The organism is Klebsiella sp. BIGb0399 (assembly GCF_003752615.1).
In the GTDB taxonomy this organism is placed as follows: domain Bacteria; phylum Pseudomonadota; class Gammaproteobacteria; order Enterobacterales; family Enterobacteriaceae; genus Klebsiella; species Klebsiella lignicola.
In genome coordinates this window covers 2010247-2027211 of record NZ_RKHT01000005.1, presented here as the reverse complement: position 1 = coordinate 2027211, position 16965 = coordinate 2010247, and the positions used below count along the sequence as shown (strand labels likewise).

Below are 16965 nucleotides of genomic sequence, written 5' to 3'. Positions count from 1 at the left end.
ACGAAGTCAGTCGAATTATTGATGAAGTGGATCGTTACTACGGGCAGGTTGAATATATTGCTGACCCGGTGACGGCTCGCGCACTGGGTAGAATGAAAAAGCCCGACAGCGTTAAACGCTGCCGGGCTTTTTGGCTGTCAGAACTTAATCTTCAAGCGCGTAAGCGATAATGTCGTCACCTACATCCGGCGAGTGGCTGGCACCGCCTGCAGAAATAACCACGTACTCTTTCCCTGTCTTCGGTGATTTGTAGATAAGCGGCGCGGCGACAGCACCAACTGGCAGGCGAGCTCTCCACAACTCTTTACCGGTCGCCGAGTCAAGTGCACGCAGGTAGTTATCCTGTGTGCCGGCAAAGAACACCAGACCGGATGCTGTTGAGGTAGGGCCACCCAGCGTCGGCATTCCCAGCGGAATGTGCATATGCGTTTTCATGCCCAGCGGGCCGGTATCTTCGACGGAACCCAGCGGCACCTGCCACACTAGTTGACGCGTATTCAGATCGATAGCGCTCATGGTGCCAAACGGCGGGGTATTACAGGGTACGCCCAGCGCGGATTGCAGAATATCGATACGTACGCCGCCATAAGGGCCAGCGACCTGAGGACGAACAGTACCCATAAAGCCAGGCACTTCATCGGTCGACACATGGTATTTCGCCATATCTTGTTGGCGTACCAGCGACATCCGCAGTGGCATACGCATATCGTTGACGAACAGCGTACCGGTACGCTCATCGATAGTGATGCCACCCCAGTTCATGCCGCCCAGCAGGCTTGGCCATTCGATATAGGGTTTTTCGGACGGTGGGGTATACATGCCGAGATAGGTCGACTCTTTAAAGTCGATACGACAAATCAGCTGATCGAACGGCGTCACGCCCCACATTGATTTCTCGGTCAGCGGGTCAACGCCCAGTTGCGGCATCCCGGTGGAGAACGGTTGAGTAGTAGAAAGGCGTTCGCCCTCTGCGCCCTGATGCGGAACAGGGATCTCTTCCACTTTGGTTACCGGTTTCCCGGTGCGGCGGTCAAGAACGTAGATCTGCCCGGTTTTGGTGGTCTGAATCAGCACCGGGATCTCTTCGCCTTTCTCGTTCTTCATGTGGAACAGAACCGGCTGAGACGGTAAATCGTAGTCCCAGATATCATGGTGAACCGTCTGGAAGACCCATTTGGTCTCACCGGTGCTGGCATCAACGGCTACCACAGATGAACCGTATTTCTCTTTGGCTTGGTTACGGTCGCCGCCCCAGTAGTCTGGCGGGCCGTTACCGGTAGGTAGATACACCAGATTCAGCTCTTTATCGAAACCTGGAACCGTCCAGACGTTGGGCGTTTCCAGCGTATACGCGCGGGCTTTTTCCGGGTCAGTGATATTTTCCGGCTGGCCGACATCCCAGGCCCAAACGATATCGCCGGTGCGGACATCATAAGCGCGAACAACACCTGAAGGTTCACCGTGCACGATATCACGCACCCAGCCACCAATAACGGCGATGTGCCCCATGATCATCGGAATGGACGTTGGGTGATAACGTTTGCTGTTTTCCGTATCGCCCATACCCTGTTTCAGATCGACGCTGCCATTGTCACCAAAGCCATCGCACAGCTCGCCGGTTTTGGCGTTCAGGGCAATCAGGCGGGCATCGACGGTAGAGATGATAATACGCTGAGGGCACTGCTGAAGCGCCGGGCTGGCTTTCTCTTGCGCGTTCAGCGAGTCATCTTTCTGTGCATCGTAATAACCTACACCGCGGCAGGTTACATGTTCTGCGGTCTGCGCGTGCGGATCAAAGCGCCAGCGGGCTTTACCGGTATCGGCATCAATAGCCGTTACCACGTTCAGCGGGGTACAGGAATAGAGAGTGTCGCCAATTTGCAGCGGCGTGTTTTCGTCTACACCGATACCCGGCCCGGTTAAGCGGCGACCGGTGTGGTATGTCCACGCCACTTTCAGGTCTTTCACATTTTCTGGCGTGATATCCGTGTATGGCGCATAACGCGTACCGGAGGCATCGCGGCCAAAGAATTCCCAGTTATCACTTTTGGGCACCAGCGTGGGTTCTTTGCTTGCGTGGGTGTCGACAACACCATTATGAATGCCACCGTGTGGGAAGAATGCTGAAACCAGCGTAGCCAGCAGGGCAACAAAAATCACCGTTGCGCTGCGATTGGCGTTGCGCACCAGCGTGCGTTTAACCGGAAGCGTCGTGGTCAGCCACAGGGCGAGCATTAATAAGAGCGCGGGAACGACCAGACGCGGGATCAGTCCCCAGTAGCTGAACTGCACTTCATAGAGCGCCCAGATAAGGGTTAAAACAAAGGTAATAATGGAAAGGGGGAGGGCAAATTTACGACGCAGCAGATAGCCTACCGCGATAACCAGATACGCCAGTCCGGCGATCAGATACCAGGCGCTGCCGCCCAGTGACAGGAGCTTGCCGCCCCAGATGGTTAAAAACAGCCCAGTGCCAACACTGAGTAATACGAAGAGTAAGCGGTAGAGCGTAAAGAACACGCCTCCACCTCTGTTTTTTTGTTCGTCCATTGTGCATCCCATACAAAGTCAATCGTGTAACGCTTTTTTGCTCAGTGGGCTGGCGTATCATCCTGCTAAGGACGTTAGCCGCCTGAGATCCTGTTGTTATGGTGGGTAATCCGAAGGGGAAGTGCCTGCGCCTACAACGTAAGAAAGTTTATTTATTTGTAAGATAAATGTAAAACTTATGAGCATTAAATGTATAACAAATAGAGGCGGGGGGCAGAAAAGTAGCGCAGGGAGGTATAGGGAATCCTCCCTGCGAGGAATGTAAAATCAGGCGTCAGCCAGCTGCAGAGAGGACGCTTCCTCAGCGTCTTTTTTACGCTGCAGTTCGAGCTCCAGCGCTCCGCGATGAGACAGATAGCAGAACAAAATACAGCAGACAATCCCGCCCATCAGCAGATAAAAACCACCGTGCCAGCCCATTTTATCAACCATGACGCCAAACAGACTGGTACCCAGTGAGGCGCCAAAGATGTAGCTCATAAAACCACGTAAACCCACTGCGGAGCCCACCGCAAAGCTGGGTACAATTTCCATTGTTTGCACAGAAGCAAGAAATTGCGGGACATAAATCAGACAGCCTACGATGGCGGCAAAAACAGTGACCATCAGCAAAGATTCACTTTTCCAGTAGCCGATAAGGCAAACAAAAATCAGCGCCATGCAGATCATCGCCAGTGGCATACGACGCCCTTTGAAGAGCTTGTCGGATAACCAACCAGCCAGGAGCGTAGAGGGGATCGCGGCCCATTCAAAAAACAGGAACGCAACACTCATCTGTTCTTTGGAAAAGTGTTTGACCGTAAGCAGGTAAATAGGCAGCCAGCTGATCATACCGAATCGCACCATGTAGACGAAAACGTCGACCAGTGAGACGTACCATGCATTCTTATTGCGTAAGACGTAGGTGCAGAATATTTGGAACGCCGTCATATTCTCTGGTGCTTTTGTCGTAGGGTGAGTTTTGAGTACCACTTTTTCTTCCGGCATCATCTCTTCCAGCGTGGGGAGACCTTCCTTACGCGGAGAACCTTTACCCAGCACCAGCACCACTAATGCAAAAATGACGGCGACGCAGGCCGGAACAATATAGCTTGCGCTTTGCCAGTGCTCGCTGCCCAGAATAGCAAATCCGGCCCCAACGATTGGTGCGACAATACCCCCGCCGACGTTATGAGAAATATTCCAGAAGGCCCCTACACGCCCGCGTTCCCGGCGAGGGAACCAGTTTGCAATGGTAATAAAAGAGGGGCCAACGCCCATCCCCTGAAACAGACCATTAAGAATAACCAGCGCGGCGAAAATCCAGAAGGCGGTACTGAAGCCCAGGCCCACGTTGACGATGGCGCACAGTACCAAACCCGCAGCCATAAATACTTTCGGGCTGGCTTTATCTGCCAGACTACTCATTACGCCTTTGCTGATACCATAGGCAATAAGCATACAGCTGCTGAGTAAACCTATCTGGGTCGCGCTGAGATCTAATTGCTCTTTTAAATAAGGCGTTGAGAGTGTGAAGTTATTACGTACAATATAATACGCCAGATATCCTAAAAATACGCTAAGCAATGCTTGCATACGGTATCGGCTATAGGTTTCCTGAACTTTCTCCGCAGGAATTTTATCTGCGGCTTGTCCTGTTTTAAATATTGATAACATGTTGTCACCTGTACTTTTAATTGATATAGACGGCAGGAGTAATAGACATGAAGAGTGCGGTAATTACCTTCTGCCTTCAAGTTCACGTAACGTGTCAAAAGTGACTCAAATTAGTGAGTCGACTGGACATTTTTGACTCAATAATTAATGACTGACTGAGTTATTATTCTTTTTGATATCAGATTTAGCTTGGTCTTGTGCGGCTATTAACAAATTAGACAACCATCATATGGTATCCTTATTACGTATCCTCAAGGATTGCGTAGATAACTCCGTGTTCGCCGCCATCATTACGGATAATTAAAAACGGGTAAGTTTTGCCACAATTTTTATTTCGCGGAAAATTGGAATTTATGAGAGGGATCACAATCATGTTTTGTCACCAGGTCAGAGCACTGTGCAAAATCGGCGTTTTATTATCGCTGGTTCTGCTTTCCAGACCGGCGCTGGCACAACATGGCGAACTGGTTATGGCGACAACGTTTTCACCCAGTGCGACCGCGTGGATTATTCAGCGCTGGCAAACGCAGCCCGACTCCGTGATGATTCGGACGCTCAACCGTACCAGCGCTTCTCTGGAGCAGTTACTGGATACCTCCAGTGCTGAAAATGTCGACCTCATTCTGACCTCCTCACCGATGCTGCTACAGCATCTTCAAGAACATCAAAAGCTTGCGCTGCTGGAAGAGGTTCCCCGGAACAGCCAACGCCTGGTGCCTGAGTCGATTCGCTCCACCTCCGTTGCGGTGGCGATCTCGGGGTTTGGCCTGTTAATTAACCGCTCTGCGCTGGCAGCCCGCCATCTTCCCGCTCCCACAGATTGGGATGATTTGATGCAGCCGTACTATCAGGGGGCTTTGCTGATGAGCAGCCCGTCCCGGTCTGATACCAACCATTTGATGATTGAAGCGCTGTTGCAGCAAAAAGGCTGGGCCCAGGGCTGGGAAACGCTGCTGGCGAGTTCCGGTAATTTGGTGACGATTTCATCGAGAAGTTTTGGCGTCGCCGATAAAATTAAGAGCGGGCTGGGCGTGGCCGGCCCGGTTATCGATAACTATGCCAATTTACTCTTAAACGATCCGCATTTAACCTTTAGCTATTTTCCTCAATCGGCGGTCTCTCCTACCTATGTTGCGGTGCTCAAGAAAAGCCAGCATGCAGGTGAAGCAAGGCGTTTCATTCGTTACCTGCTCAGCCCTGAAGGCCAACTGATCCTCGCCGATGCCAATACCGGTAAATACCCGGTCACGCCACTGAGTTCTGATAATCCAAGAGCCGCGCAGCAGGCTGTGTTGATGAATCAGCCGCCGTTGAACTATCGCCTGATACTGAAACGTCAGCGGTTGGTACAGCGCATGTTTGATACGGCGATTAGCTTTCGCCTCGCGCAATTAAAAGATGCCTGGCGGGCGTTGCACAGTGCGGAAGCGCGGCTTAAACGTCCTTTGCCTGAAATTCGTTCGTTGCTCACCCGCGTGCCGGTTGATCCTGCAAGCAGTGAAGATGAAGCCTGGCTGGCGCAGTTCGATAATAAAAGTTTTGCAGAGCAACAAATGATGGAATGGCAACTTTGGTTTCTGAAAAACCAGCGACAAGCGATCGCTAAACTGGAAGAGTTGAAATGACGGGCCGGTCGATGCTGCAACGTTTGCGGCAAATGAGCATCAGCAATAGCCTACGCGGCGCGTTTTTAATCGGGGCGCTTCTGACTCTGATTGTCAGTAGCGTCAGCCTTTACTCATGGCATGAGCAAAGTTCGCAGATCCGTTATTCACTTGATGAGTATTTTCCGCGTATCCATTCTGCTTTTCAGATTGAGGGAAGCTTAAATCTGGCCGTCGATCAGTTAAACGAGTTTTTACTGGCACCTAACACCACGGTGCGTTTGCAGTTGCGAAATCAGATTATCCAACAATTAGATAAGATTGAGCGGCTCAGCCAGGGCCTGACGCCCGAAGAGCAACAGCAACTTTCGATGATTTTGCAGGATAGCCGGAAATTGTTGTCCGAGCTGGACAGGGCGCTCTATAACATGTTTCTGGTGCGCGAAAAGGTCAGTGAACTCTCCGCCAGGATTGATTGGCTGCATGATGATTTCACGACCGAACTTCATTCGCTGGTACAGGATTTTACCTGGCAACAGGGAACGCTGCTTGATCAAATAGAAACCCGGCAGGGCGATACCGCGCAATATCTGAAGCGCTCACGGGAAGTTCAGAATGAGCAACAGCAGGTCTATACGCTCTCACGAATTGAAAATCAGATTGTTGACGATCTTCGCGATCGCTTAAACGAGCTGAAATCCGGGAATGACTACGAGATGTTGGTCGAGACGCATATTCGCTATCTTGAGAATCTCAAAAAAACGGCCGATGAAAATATACGGGCGCTGGATGATTGGCCCAGCACCATCACTCTGCGACAAACCATCGATGAGCTGCTGGAAATCGGCATGGTTAAAAACAATATGCCCAACACCATGCGTGATTATGTTGCTGCGCAAAAAGCGCTCATTGATGTCAGCCGCACCCGTGAAGCGACGCTGGGGCGATTTCGGATATTGCTGGAAACACAGCTGGGCAATAGTCATCAGCAAATGCAGCGGTTTAATCAGCGAATGGAGCAGATTGTTCGCGTGAGTGGCGGGTTAATTCTGGTGGCGACATTTCTCGCACTTTTACTGGCATGGGCATTGAACCACTATTTTATTCGATCGCGATTGGTTAAGCGGTTTACCGCGTTGAATCAGGCAGTTGTGCAGATTGGGCTGGGCACGACGACGACTGATATTCCCGTGTATGGCCGGGATGAACTCGGGCGAATTGCCGGTTTACTGCGGCATACGCTTGGCCTGTTAAACTCCCAGAAACGGCAGCTGGAGCAGGAAATTACCGAGCGTAAAGCCATTGAAGAGGATTTACGCTCTACGCAGGATGGACTGATTCAGGCGGCAAAACTGGCGATGGTCGGGCAAACCATGACCACGCTTGCTCATGAAATTAATCAGCCACTGAATGCGTTATCAATGTATCTCTATACTGCGGGCCGCGCTATCGATATGGGCCAGACTGAACAGGCCAAAACCACCTTGCTCAAAGGAGAAGGGGTGGTTAGCCGGATTGGCGCCATCATACGCTCTTTGCGGCAATTCACGCGGCGTGCGGATCAGGATCTTGCGTTGCAACCTGTCGACTTAACTCAAACCTTTACCGCGGCCTGGGAATTACTCTCCATGCGCCATAAGTCGCAACAAGCAGTGATGATTCTGCCCGAGAGAAATGCATGGGTGTGTGGGGAGGACGTTCGCCTGCAGCAAGTACTGGTGAACATTCTGGCGAACGCTCTGGATGCGTGCCCTGGCGGCGCAGAAATTACCGTAACATGGCAAACTGATGGTCATTCACGCTGCGTATTCATTGCCGATAATGGCCCCGGGTGGCCTGAGCATTTGCTGCCGATGCTGTTGAAGCCTTTTACGACCAGTAAGGATGTAGGGCTGGGCATTGGTTTATCGATCTGTGTCTCGCTAATGGCGCAGATGGGGGGAGAGCTACGTCTGGCATCGACCTTAACAAAAAGTGCCTGCGTAGTGCTGGAATTTAAAATGACGGAAGTAAACGATGGAGAGTAACGATTTTTCCATTCTGCTGATTGATGATGATGCTGATGTACTGGATGCCTATACCTTGCTGCTTGAACAGGCGGGTTATCGTATTTTTGTATGTAATAACCCGCTGGACGCGCAGCAATGGATGCAGAAAGACTGGCCTGGGATTGTGCTTAGCGATGTCTGCATGCCGGGATGTTCTGGCATTGATTTAATGACGCTGCTGCATCGCGATGATAAACAGTTGCCTGTCTTATTAATTACCGGTCATGGCGATGTTCCGATGGCAGTAGAGGCGGTGAAAAAAGGCGCATGGGATTTTCTGCAAAAACCGGTAGAACCCGGTAAATTACTGGCCCTGGTTGATACCGCGTTATGCCACAGAAAGTCGGTTATAGCCCGTCGTTTACGCCATCAGCAAAGGTTACAGGTTGAGCTGGTGGGGCGCAGCGAATGGACGCAACGCTACCGGCAGCGTCTGGAGCAACTTAGCGAAACGGACATTGCCGTCTGGTTTCACGGAGAAGCCGGAACCGGGCGTATGACCGGCGCGCGTTATCTCCATCAGCTAGGACGCAACGCCAGCGGGCCGTTCATCTGCCATGAAGTGATGCCTGAAAATACGGCTATGTTTCAGGAGGTAGTTGCCCAGGCCGATGGCGGCACGCTGGTATTGAGTCGTCCGGAGAATCTAAGCCGGGAGCAACAATATCAACTTGCGCAGCTGCAAAGTCTGGAACAGCGTCCGTTCCGTTTGATTGGTATCAGTCATTCATCTCTTGTTGAGTTAGCCGCCGCCAATAATATTGTTGCTGAGCTTTATTACTGTTTCGCCATGACGCAAGTTTTCTGTCGGCCCTTGTCACAGCGGCTGGATGATATTGAGCCTTTATTTCATTACTATTTAAACAAGGCCTGCCAGCGTCTTAATCATCCTGTTCCCGAAGTCGGGGGGGAAGTTCTGAAAAGAATGTTGCGCAGAGGATGGTCAAATAATATCCGTGAACTGGCGAATGCTGCTGAATTGTTTGCGGTGGGTGTTTTACCGCTGGCGGAAGTGTCCAATCCCCAGATGCATGTCAGTGAACCTACGCCCCTGGATCGGCGCATCGACGAAATTGAACGGCAGATTATTACTGAGGCTTTGAATATTCATCAGGGAAGGATTAATGAAGTCGCTGAGTATCTGCAAATCCCGCGCAAAAAGCTTTATCTGCGGATGAAAAAGCACGGTCTGAGTAAAGAGCACTACAAGATGTAGCGGAGCAAGGCTGCAATGATGCTGATTCCACGAGGGGCAGCGAGGGAGAATGGTGTCCCCTGCAGGAATCGAACCTGCAACTAGCCCTTAGGAGGGGCTCGTTATATCCATTTAACTAAGGGGACGAAGCGGCGGGAGTATAGCGTTTTTTTCCTTGTACGTTAAGCATCTATGGGTTGACTGCTTAAAGTGTCGCCACTTAGGGGCATTTTTCATCCTTGAGCCGCGCTTTTTTCTCGTTGCTCATGTCGTTGCGAATCTGGGCATGGCTCAGCAGGGCAAAAATAAACGTCCCCCCGCAAATGTTGCCCGCCAGCGTCGGCAGCGCGAAGGGCCAGATAAACTCCTGCCACGGCAGCGAGCCGTTGAAAATCAGATAAAAAATCTCGACGCTGCCGACCACAATATGGGTGGTATCGGCCAGCGCGATCAGCCAGGTCATCAGCACGATCACCACGATTTTCGCCGCGCCGGCTGCGGGGAACATCCACACCATGGTGGCGACCAGCCAGCCGGAAATAATCGCATTGGCGAACATCTCCATGGGCGTATTTTCCATCACCTTTAAGCTGATATCCTGGAATGCCTGGCGGGTGGGATCGTCAAATATCGGCATCAGGTTAAAGGCCCACGCGGCAATGGCCGTGCCGATCAGATTCCCGGCCAGCACCACGCCCCACAGACGCATTAACAGGCCAAAATTACCGAGCGTCGGCTTATGCATAATAGGCAGGACTGCCGTGACGGTGTTTTCGGTAAACAACTGCTGGCGGGCCATGATGACAATAACAAACCCGAAGGTATAGCCGAGGTTCTCAAGCAAATAACCGCCGGGAACGTCGCTCAGATGAACATGGAATATCCCTTTTGCCACCATCGACGCTCCCATCGACAGACCGGCGGCTACCGCAGACCACAGCAGCGCCAGCGCATCGCGCTCCAGCTCTTTTTCTCCTTCCTGGCGGATCTCTTCATGGGTGGCCATGGCGCGGGAGGGCAGGCGTTTCTCATTGACCTCGATCTCTTTGCCATCCTGTTTTTCCTCGCTCTCAACTTCGATATCTTCGCTATCATGGTGAGAGTGAGATGTCGGTTCTGACGCCATATTGTGTCCTCCAGCGATGTCTCTCTCATAAGCGTAGAGATATTTCCATCGCCTGGTCCAGGAGAACCTCCTATTTTTTAGGTAATGGCAAGTTTAGCAATACGGATATTGCAAAACATGTATAGAATCGGGTCGCAACAATAATGCCAAAAAGGCTATGCTGAATGCAGGCACCAGATTGCAATGTGTTTCGGGCGAGATCTTCAAGGAGGATGCCGTCCCCGGAGAACCCGCAGCAATAGCCAAAATTAACAGGGAGACACCTATGAATTTTCGCCTGTCGGCGCTCGCGCTTGGCGCCACATTGCTGGTGGGATGCGCCAGTTCCAACTCTGGCGATCGGACACAGGGGCGTTCGGACCCGCTTGAAGGGTTTAACCGCACGATGTTTGATTTCAACTTCAACGTGATGGACCCGTACCTGCTGCGTCCGGTTGCCGTTGCCTGGCGTGATTATGTCCCGCAGCCAGCGCGTAACGGGCTGAGTAACTTTACCAGCAACCTGGAAGAGCCGGCGGTGATGGCGAACTACTTCCTGCAGGGCGATCCCTATAAAGGAATGGTGCACTTTACCCGTTTCTTCCTGAACACCCTTCTGGGGATGGGCGGCCTGATCGACGTCGCCGGTATGGCTAACCCGAAACTTCAGCGTGTTGAACCGCACCGTTTTGGTAGCACCCTGGGTCACTATGGCGTGGGCTATGGTCCGTATGTACAACTGCCGTTCTATGGCAGCTTCACGCTGCGTGATGAGGGCGGTGATATGGCGGATGGCCTGTACCCGGTGCTCTCCTGGCTGACCTGGCCGATGTCGATCGGTAAGTGGGCGGTTGAAGGGATCGAGACCCGTGCTCAGTTGCTGGATTCTGACGGCCTGCTGCGCCAGTCGTCCGACCCGTATATCCTGATGCGCGAAGCGTACTTCCAGCGTCATGACTTTATCGCCAACGGCGGTAAACTCACGCCGGCCGATAACCCGAACGCTCAGGCGATTCAGGACGATCTGAAAGATATCGATTCGCAGTAAGCCATCGCGAGAAAATAAAAAGGGTGAACATGATGTTCACCCTTTTTTTATATCGTCAGATTATCAGAAGCGGTAGTTGAAGTTCGCGCCGTACAGCCACGCGGTACCTTCTGAACGGAAGGTGTAAGGACCTTCTTTAATTTCGACGTGCTGACCGTGCATGTAAGACACACCCACGTCAACGGAAGCATCTTTGTTGAAGGCGTAGGTGGTACCCGCGCTCAGCCACAGACGATCCTGATCCGGGATAGAAATAGAACGGGTGCTTGCCGGAACCGGGCTATCATCGAAGGCGATACCGGTACGGAAGGTCCAGTTATCGTCATAGTAATAGGTGGTCCCCAGCGCGATGCGATAGGCGTCTTTAAAGCTTTCATCTTTATAGAACAGCGTCTCGCCATTGCTGCCGGTGGCTTTCAGCTCCTGGAACTGGCTCCAGCTGGTGTAGGTCAGGCTATAGTGAACGGCCCACTGTGGCGCCACGCGGTTATAACCGGACAGCTCCCACATTTCTGGCAGGTTCAGGGTCAGAGAACCATCGGTTGTTTGACCGTTGGTGCCCGCCGGCAGGCCGAAGTTACCGAGGATCTGGTTGTAGGCTGACGGTAAGCTGCTCTTGTAGTTACCATCAAAGTCGATTTTGACTTCTGAACGGTAGGTGAAGCCGTAACGGTTATTCTTGTCAATTTCATACAGAATACCGGCGTTCCAGCCAAAGCCCCAGGCGTTGCCGTTGAGGTGAGCAATTTGCGTATCGGCAGGAATCTGCGATACCGGGCCTGCCAGCTGCGGCGGCAGCGCGCCAGATCCCGCAACGATTTGCCCTAAATCGCCCGCATAGCGTTCGATCTTCGCTTTCGCATAGACCGCATCAAACCCTAAACCAAAACTCCAGTTGCTGTTCAGGCGATAGGCGCCGCTCAGGTTGAAGTTAGCGGTGGTGAGGTCTGTTTTTCCGCCCATGCTACCGGCTGCATAATCGTCAGCATACTCAGTGGCCAGGCCATAGTTAGAGGTAATTGACGCCCCCCAACCGAACTGATCGTTAATCGGGGAAACAAAGTGGAAGTTTGGCACCCACGCGGTTGGCGCAATGTTATCCGCATTCAGGCTTTTCCCCGTCGGGGAGGTGCCGGAAATATTAACATTCGGATCGACAAACACGGCGCCCGCAGACATTGTCGGGCGATCAAACATCATAATCAGCGCTGGGTTACGGCTGGCGTTGCCCGCATCGTCAGCAATTGCACCTTCACCGGAATAGGCACGACCAAGGCCTGATGAAGAGAATTCGTTTAACTGAAAGCCTGCTGACCAGGCCTGTGTTGAAACAAGTGCTACAGCCACTGCGAGGGCAGATTGGGTAAAGCGGGTTTTCTGGCTCATGCCCATAACCTCATTGAGTTATTTTTATTTAAACTATGTTACATGCCGTAACAGAAGCGCGAAGTGTAGGGTCTGCTTTACGACAGAGAAATCAGACCAGTGCGCTGAGTATAGGTCTGACCAGATGAGATGTTGCAAGTTTGTTTATGAGATTTTTCAATTGTGATGCGAAAAAAGCGATCCAGCTGGCAAATTTGCCCCCACAGGTATTAGCCAAAGCGGGTATTTCTTGTTTTGGATCATTTTTAAGTGTGATTTCGGTCACTTAGGACTTTTGTTGTCATTAACGACTGGAGGCAGCCCCCGGCCGGGCGTAAAATAAGCATATTAATTGTCTGGCACCATTGAGTGCATATACAGAGGAAATCTACGATGAGTAAAGTTAGTGCAGATGAAACCCCGGTTTGCTGCTGTATGGATGTTGGCACCATTATGGACAACACCGATTGCACCGCCTCTTACAGCCGCGTGTTTGCCAACCGCGCTGAAGCAGACGAAACGCTTGCTGCGTTGACTGAAAGAGCCCGTGGCGTGGAGTCTGAGCCGTGCAAAATCACCCCGACATTTACTGATGTCGAAGGCGGCGTACAGATGGACATCGATTTTGTTTTCAGCTGCGAAGCTGAAACCCTGATTTTCCAGCTCGGCCTGCGTTAATTCCCCCAACGCCCCCATCTGCGGGGCGTTCTCTTTTCCATTCAATGTGTTTTGGCTCCCACTTTTTCTCTTCACCGATTGGCTTAATGTAAAAAATTAGTTAAAACTGTTATCAGGTCAGACCACTTGGTTTTATCGGTTAACAGGGGAAAGTCATGAGTCAGGCATTACCGCTTGTCACCCGTCAGGGCGATCGCATTGCCATTGTCAGCGGTTTACGTACCCCGTTTGCCCGTCAGGCAACGGTATTTCACGGTGTTCCCGCCGTCGATTTGGGAAAAATGGTCATCAGTGAAATGCTGGCTCGCAGCGACATCCCCCCGGAAATGATTGAACAACTGGTGTTTGGCCAGGTGGTTCAGATGCCGGAAGCTCCTAATATTGCTCGCGAAATTGTGCTTGGTACCGGCATGAGCGTGCACACCGATGCCTACAGCGTGAGCCGCGCCTGCGCCACCAGTTTTCAGGCCGTTGCCAACGTGGCGGAAAGCCTGATGGCCGGGACTATCAACGCCGGTATTGCCGGCGGCGCTGACTCTTCCTCCGTATTACCTATCGGCGTCAGTAAAAAACTGGCCCGCACGCTGGTGGACGCCAATAAAGCACGAACCCTCGGACAGCGCCTGAAGCTGTTCTCCCGGCTACGTCTGCGCGATCTTTTACCGGTACCGCCCGCGGTGGCGGAATATTCGACCGGATTACGCATGGGCGATACCGCGGAGCAGATGGCGAAAAGCTGGGGCATTACCCGCGAACAGCAGGATGCGCTGGCGCATCGTTCACACCAGTTGGCCGCCAAAGCCTGGGAAGAGGGCAAGCTAGCGGCAGAAGTGATGACCGCCTATGCGCCGCCGTTCCGCGAGCCGCTGGAAAATGACAACAACATTCGTAAAAATTCAACTCTGGCTGATTACCAAAAGTTACGGCCGGCATTCGATCGCAAGCATGGGACGGTCACCGCCGCCAACAGTACGCCGTTAACCGACGGCGCGGCGGCAGTCATCATGATGACCGAATCCCGCGCCAGATCGCTGGGATTAACCCCGCTGGGCTACCTGCGCAGCTACGCCTTTACCGCCATTGATGTGCGCCAGGACATGCTCCTGGGGCCGGCCTGGTCAACGCCGCTGGCGCTGGAGCGGGCGGGGTTGACGCTGGCTGATTTAACGTTGATCGACATGCATGAAGCTTTTGCTGCGCAAACGCTGGCGAATCTGCAATGTCTTGCCAGCGACCGTTTCGCCCGCGAAGTCCTGGGCCGCTCGCAGGCCACCGGGGAAGTGGATGAGAGCAAATTTAACGTGCTGGGCGGTTCCATCGCTTACGGGCACCCCTTCGCCGCCACCGGCGCGCGAATGATCACTCAGACGCTGCATGAACTGCGGCGCAGAGGTGGTGGATTTGGTCTGGTCACCGCCTGTGCGGCGGGCGGGCTTGGCGCGGCGATGATTCTGGAGGCCGAATAATGGAAATGGCATCGGCATTTACGCTTGATATTCGCCCGGACAACGTGGCGGTGATCACCATCGACACGCCGGGTGAAAAGATGAACACCCTGAAGGCGGAGTTTGGCCAGCAGGTACGGGCGATCGTTCGCCAGATCCGCGACAATAAATCCCTGCGCGGCGTGGTGCTGATTTCCGCCAAACCGGACAACTTTATTGCCGGAGCGGATATCAACATGATTGCCCGCTGTACCAGCGCACAAGAAGCTGAAGCCCTGGCTCGCCAGGGACAGCAGATTATGGCCGAGATCCACGGCCTGACGATCCCGGTGATTGCCGCGATTCATGGCGCCTGCCTCGGCGGCGGTCTCGAACTGGCGCTGGCCTGTCATGGCCGGGTGTGCAGCGACGATGACAAAACGCGCTTAGGCCTGCCGGAGGTGCAGCTGGGCCTGCTGCCGGGCTCCGGCGGTACTCAACGACTCCCGCGTCTGATTGGCGTCAGCAGCGCGCTGGAGATGATCCTGACCGGTAAACAGCTTCGCCCACGACAGGCGCTCAAGGCGGGCCTGGTCGATGATGTGGTCCCGCAGGCTATCCTGCTGCAGACGGCGGTTGAGCTGGCGCTGAAAGAGCGTCCGGCCAGCCGCAATGTGCCGGTACGCGAGCGGGTGCTGGCCGGGCCGCTGGGGCGCAGCCTGCTGTTCCATTTGGTGGGGAAAAAGACGCGGCAGAAAACGCAGGGCAACTATCCTGCTGCCGAACGTATTCTGCAGGTCATTGAAAATGGGTTAGCCCACGGCTGTAGCAGCGGCTACGCCGAGGAGGCACGCGCCTTTGGTGAGCTGGCAATGACGCCGCAGTCGCAAGCTTTACGCTCGATATTTTTCGCCAGTACGGATCTGAAGAAAGATCGCGGAGCCGATGCGCAGGCCGCCCCGTTACGCAGTATCGGGATCCTCGGCGGCGGTCTGATGGGCGGGGGGATTGCTTATGTGACCGCCAGCAAAGGCGGGCTGCCGGTGCGTATCAAAGATATTCAGACCCGTGGCATCAATCATGCGTTGAAATACAGCTGGGAGCTGCTCGACAAGCAGGTTCGTCGTCGCTATTTGCGGGCCAGCGAGCGGGATCGCCAGCTAGCGCTGATGTCAGGTTCCACGGATTATCAAGGATTTGCCCATCGTGATGTGGTGATTGAAGCCGTATTTGAAGATTTAGCGCTGAAACAGCAGATGGTGGCAGAAGTCGAAGCGCACTGCGGCCCGGAGACTATCTTCGCTTCAAACACTTCGTCACTGCCGATCGGCGATATCGCGGCCCAGGCCGCGCGGCCTCAGCAGGTCATTGGTCTGCATTACTTTAGCCCGGTCGAAAAAATGCCGCTGGTCGAAGTGATCCCTCACCAAAATACCGATCAGCAAACGATAGCGACGGTGGTGAAACTGGCCAAACTGCAAGGCAAAACCCCGATTGTGGTGGCCGATAAAGCGGGCTTCTACGTGAACCGTATTCTGGCGCCTTACGTCAACGAGGCGATGCGCTTGCTGACAGAAGGTGAGCCCATTGAACATATCGATAAGTCGTTGGTGAAGTTCGGTTTTCCGGTGGGGCCCATTCAGTTACTGGACGAGGTCGGGATCGATACCGGCACCAAAATTATCCCGGTTCTGGAGTCTGCCTGGGGAGAACGTTTTAGTCCGCCTGCAAATATCATTGATGCGATCTTGAAGGACGATCGCAAAGGTAGAAAAAATAGCCGTGGTTTCTATCTTTATGAGACAAAAGGGCGTACAAGCAAAAAACGACCTGATGCCGCCGTTTATTCGCTGCTGGGTGTTTCTGCCCCGCAGGCGCGTTTATCCGCGCAGCAGATTACCGAGCGTTGCGTGATGATGATGCTTAACGAAGCCGCGCGTTGCTTCGATGAGCAGGTGATTCGCAGCGCACGCGATGGCGACATCGGTGCGGTGTTTGGTATTGGCTTCCCGCCGTTCCTTGGCGGCCCGTTCCGTTATATGGATACGCTCGGCGCGGGTGAAGTTGTTGCCATCTTGCAACGTCTGGCCGCTCAGTACGGTCCACGTTTTACACCATGTGAAAATTTATTGCGCATGGCCGAGCAGGGGGCAACCTTTTGGCCCACTGGCGAACGGACGACCTAAGTTTTGGTCAAAGAAGATAATTCCGGCGATGAACGACGCTGTTGGTTGGCTGTTTTGTAAACGATCATTGACTATACTTACGCCATTGAGGTAAAAAACAGCGTTT

At 53.1% G+C, this 16965-nt stretch carries 11 protein-coding genes and 1 tRNA gene; 7 read left to right on the top strand and 5 right to left on the bottom strand.

The genetic code is table 11. The features are described from left to right. Window positions 1–144: 144 nt before the first annotated feature. Entirely contained in the window at window positions 145–2550 is a 2406-nt protein-coding gene (locus tag EDF82_RS09820) for a membrane-bound PQQ-dependent dehydrogenase, glucose/quinate/shikimate family (RefSeq protein WP_123755295.1), read from the bottom strand. 267 nt (window positions 2551–2817) lie between these two features. Continuing rightward, entirely contained in the window at window positions 2818–4206 is a 1389-nt protein-coding gene (gene pgtP / locus EDF82_RS09815; protein ID WP_123755294.1) for a phosphoglycerate transporter PgtP, read from the bottom strand. A 470-nt stretch (window positions 4207–4676) separates the two neighbouring features. Between pgtP and pgtC the strand changes: the two genes are divergently transcribed. From pgtC to EDF82_RS09800, 3 genes are read left to right on the top strand one after another with little or no spacing between them, the layout of a single operon-like run. After that, window positions 4677–5831 carry a phosphoglycerate transport regulator PgtC gene (pgtC, locus tag EDF82_RS09810; RefSeq protein ID WP_123755529.1) on the top strand — a complete coding sequence of 385 codons (1155 nt, stop codon included), beginning with the start codon at window positions 4677–4679 and terminating at the stop codon, window positions 5829–5831. An 11-nt stretch (window positions 5832–5842) separates the two neighbouring features. After that, a complete protein-coding gene (gene pgtB, locus EDF82_RS09805) occupies window positions 5843–7837 on the top strand; it encodes a two-component system sensor histidine kinase PgtB (protein ID WP_195723699.1) in 1995 nt (664 codons plus the stop codon). Next, window positions 7827–9074 carry a sigma-54 dependent transcriptional regulator gene (locus tag EDF82_RS09800; RefSeq protein ID WP_123755292.1) on the top strand — a complete coding sequence of 416 codons (1248 nt, stop codon included), beginning with the start codon at window positions 7827–7829 and terminating at the stop codon, window positions 9072–9074. The genes pgtB and EDF82_RS09800 overlap by 11 nt, the downstream gene beginning before the upstream one ends. 50 nt (window positions 9075–9124) lie before the next feature. On the opposite strand, the gene EDF82_RS09795 is transcribed toward EDF82_RS09800, so the two are convergent. After that, a tRNA-Arg gene (locus EDF82_RS09795) sits at window positions 9125–9199 on the bottom strand. A gap of 74 nt (window positions 9200–9273) precedes the next feature. Continuing rightward, entirely contained in the window at window positions 9274–10179 is a 906-nt protein-coding gene (locus EDF82_RS09790) for a formate/nitrite transporter family protein (protein ID WP_123755291.1), read from the bottom strand. Window positions 10180–10444: 265 nt separating this feature from the next. Between EDF82_RS09790 and mlaA the strand changes: the two genes are divergently transcribed. After that, window positions 10445–11206 carry a phospholipid-binding lipoprotein MlaA gene (gene mlaA / locus EDF82_RS09785; RefSeq protein ID WP_123755290.1) on the top strand — a complete coding sequence of 254 codons (762 nt, stop codon included), beginning with the start codon at window positions 10445–10447 and terminating at the stop codon, window positions 11204–11206. A 63-nt stretch (window positions 11207–11269) separates the two neighbouring features. Here mlaA and fadL read toward each other — a convergent pair whose 3' ends face one another. Then, the gene (fadL, locus tag EDF82_RS09780; protein WP_174507773.1) at window positions 11270–12592 is read right to left on the bottom strand and encodes a long-chain fatty acid transporter FadL; all 1323 of its coding nucleotides are present in this window, start codon (window positions 12590–12592) and stop codon (window positions 11270–11272) included. 372 nt (window positions 12593–12964) lie between these two features. Between fadL and EDF82_RS09775 the strand changes: the two genes are divergently transcribed. The 3 genes from EDF82_RS09775 to fadJ all read left to right on the top strand — a co-directional run bounded on the left by EDF82_RS09775 (window position 12965) and on the right by fadJ (window position 16859). After that, the gene (locus EDF82_RS09775; RefSeq protein WP_123755288.1) at window positions 12965–13249 is read left to right on the top strand and encodes a YfcZ/YiiS family protein; all 285 of its coding nucleotides are present in this window, start codon (window positions 12965–12967) and stop codon (window positions 13247–13249) included. A gap of 155 nt (window positions 13250–13404) precedes the next feature. Then, on the top strand, window positions 13405–14715 hold the full coding sequence (gene fadI, locus EDF82_RS09770; RefSeq protein ID WP_123755287.1) for an acetyl-CoA C-acyltransferase FadI: 1311 nt from the start codon (window positions 13405–13407) through the stop codon (window positions 14713–14715). Next, window positions 14715–16859 carry a fatty acid oxidation complex subunit alpha FadJ gene (fadJ, locus tag EDF82_RS09765; protein WP_123755286.1) on the top strand — a complete coding sequence of 715 codons (2145 nt, stop codon included), beginning with the start codon at window positions 14715–14717 and terminating at the stop codon, window positions 16857–16859. The genes fadI and fadJ overlap by 1 nt, the downstream gene beginning before the upstream one ends. Window positions 16860–16965: the final 106 nt, after the last annotated feature.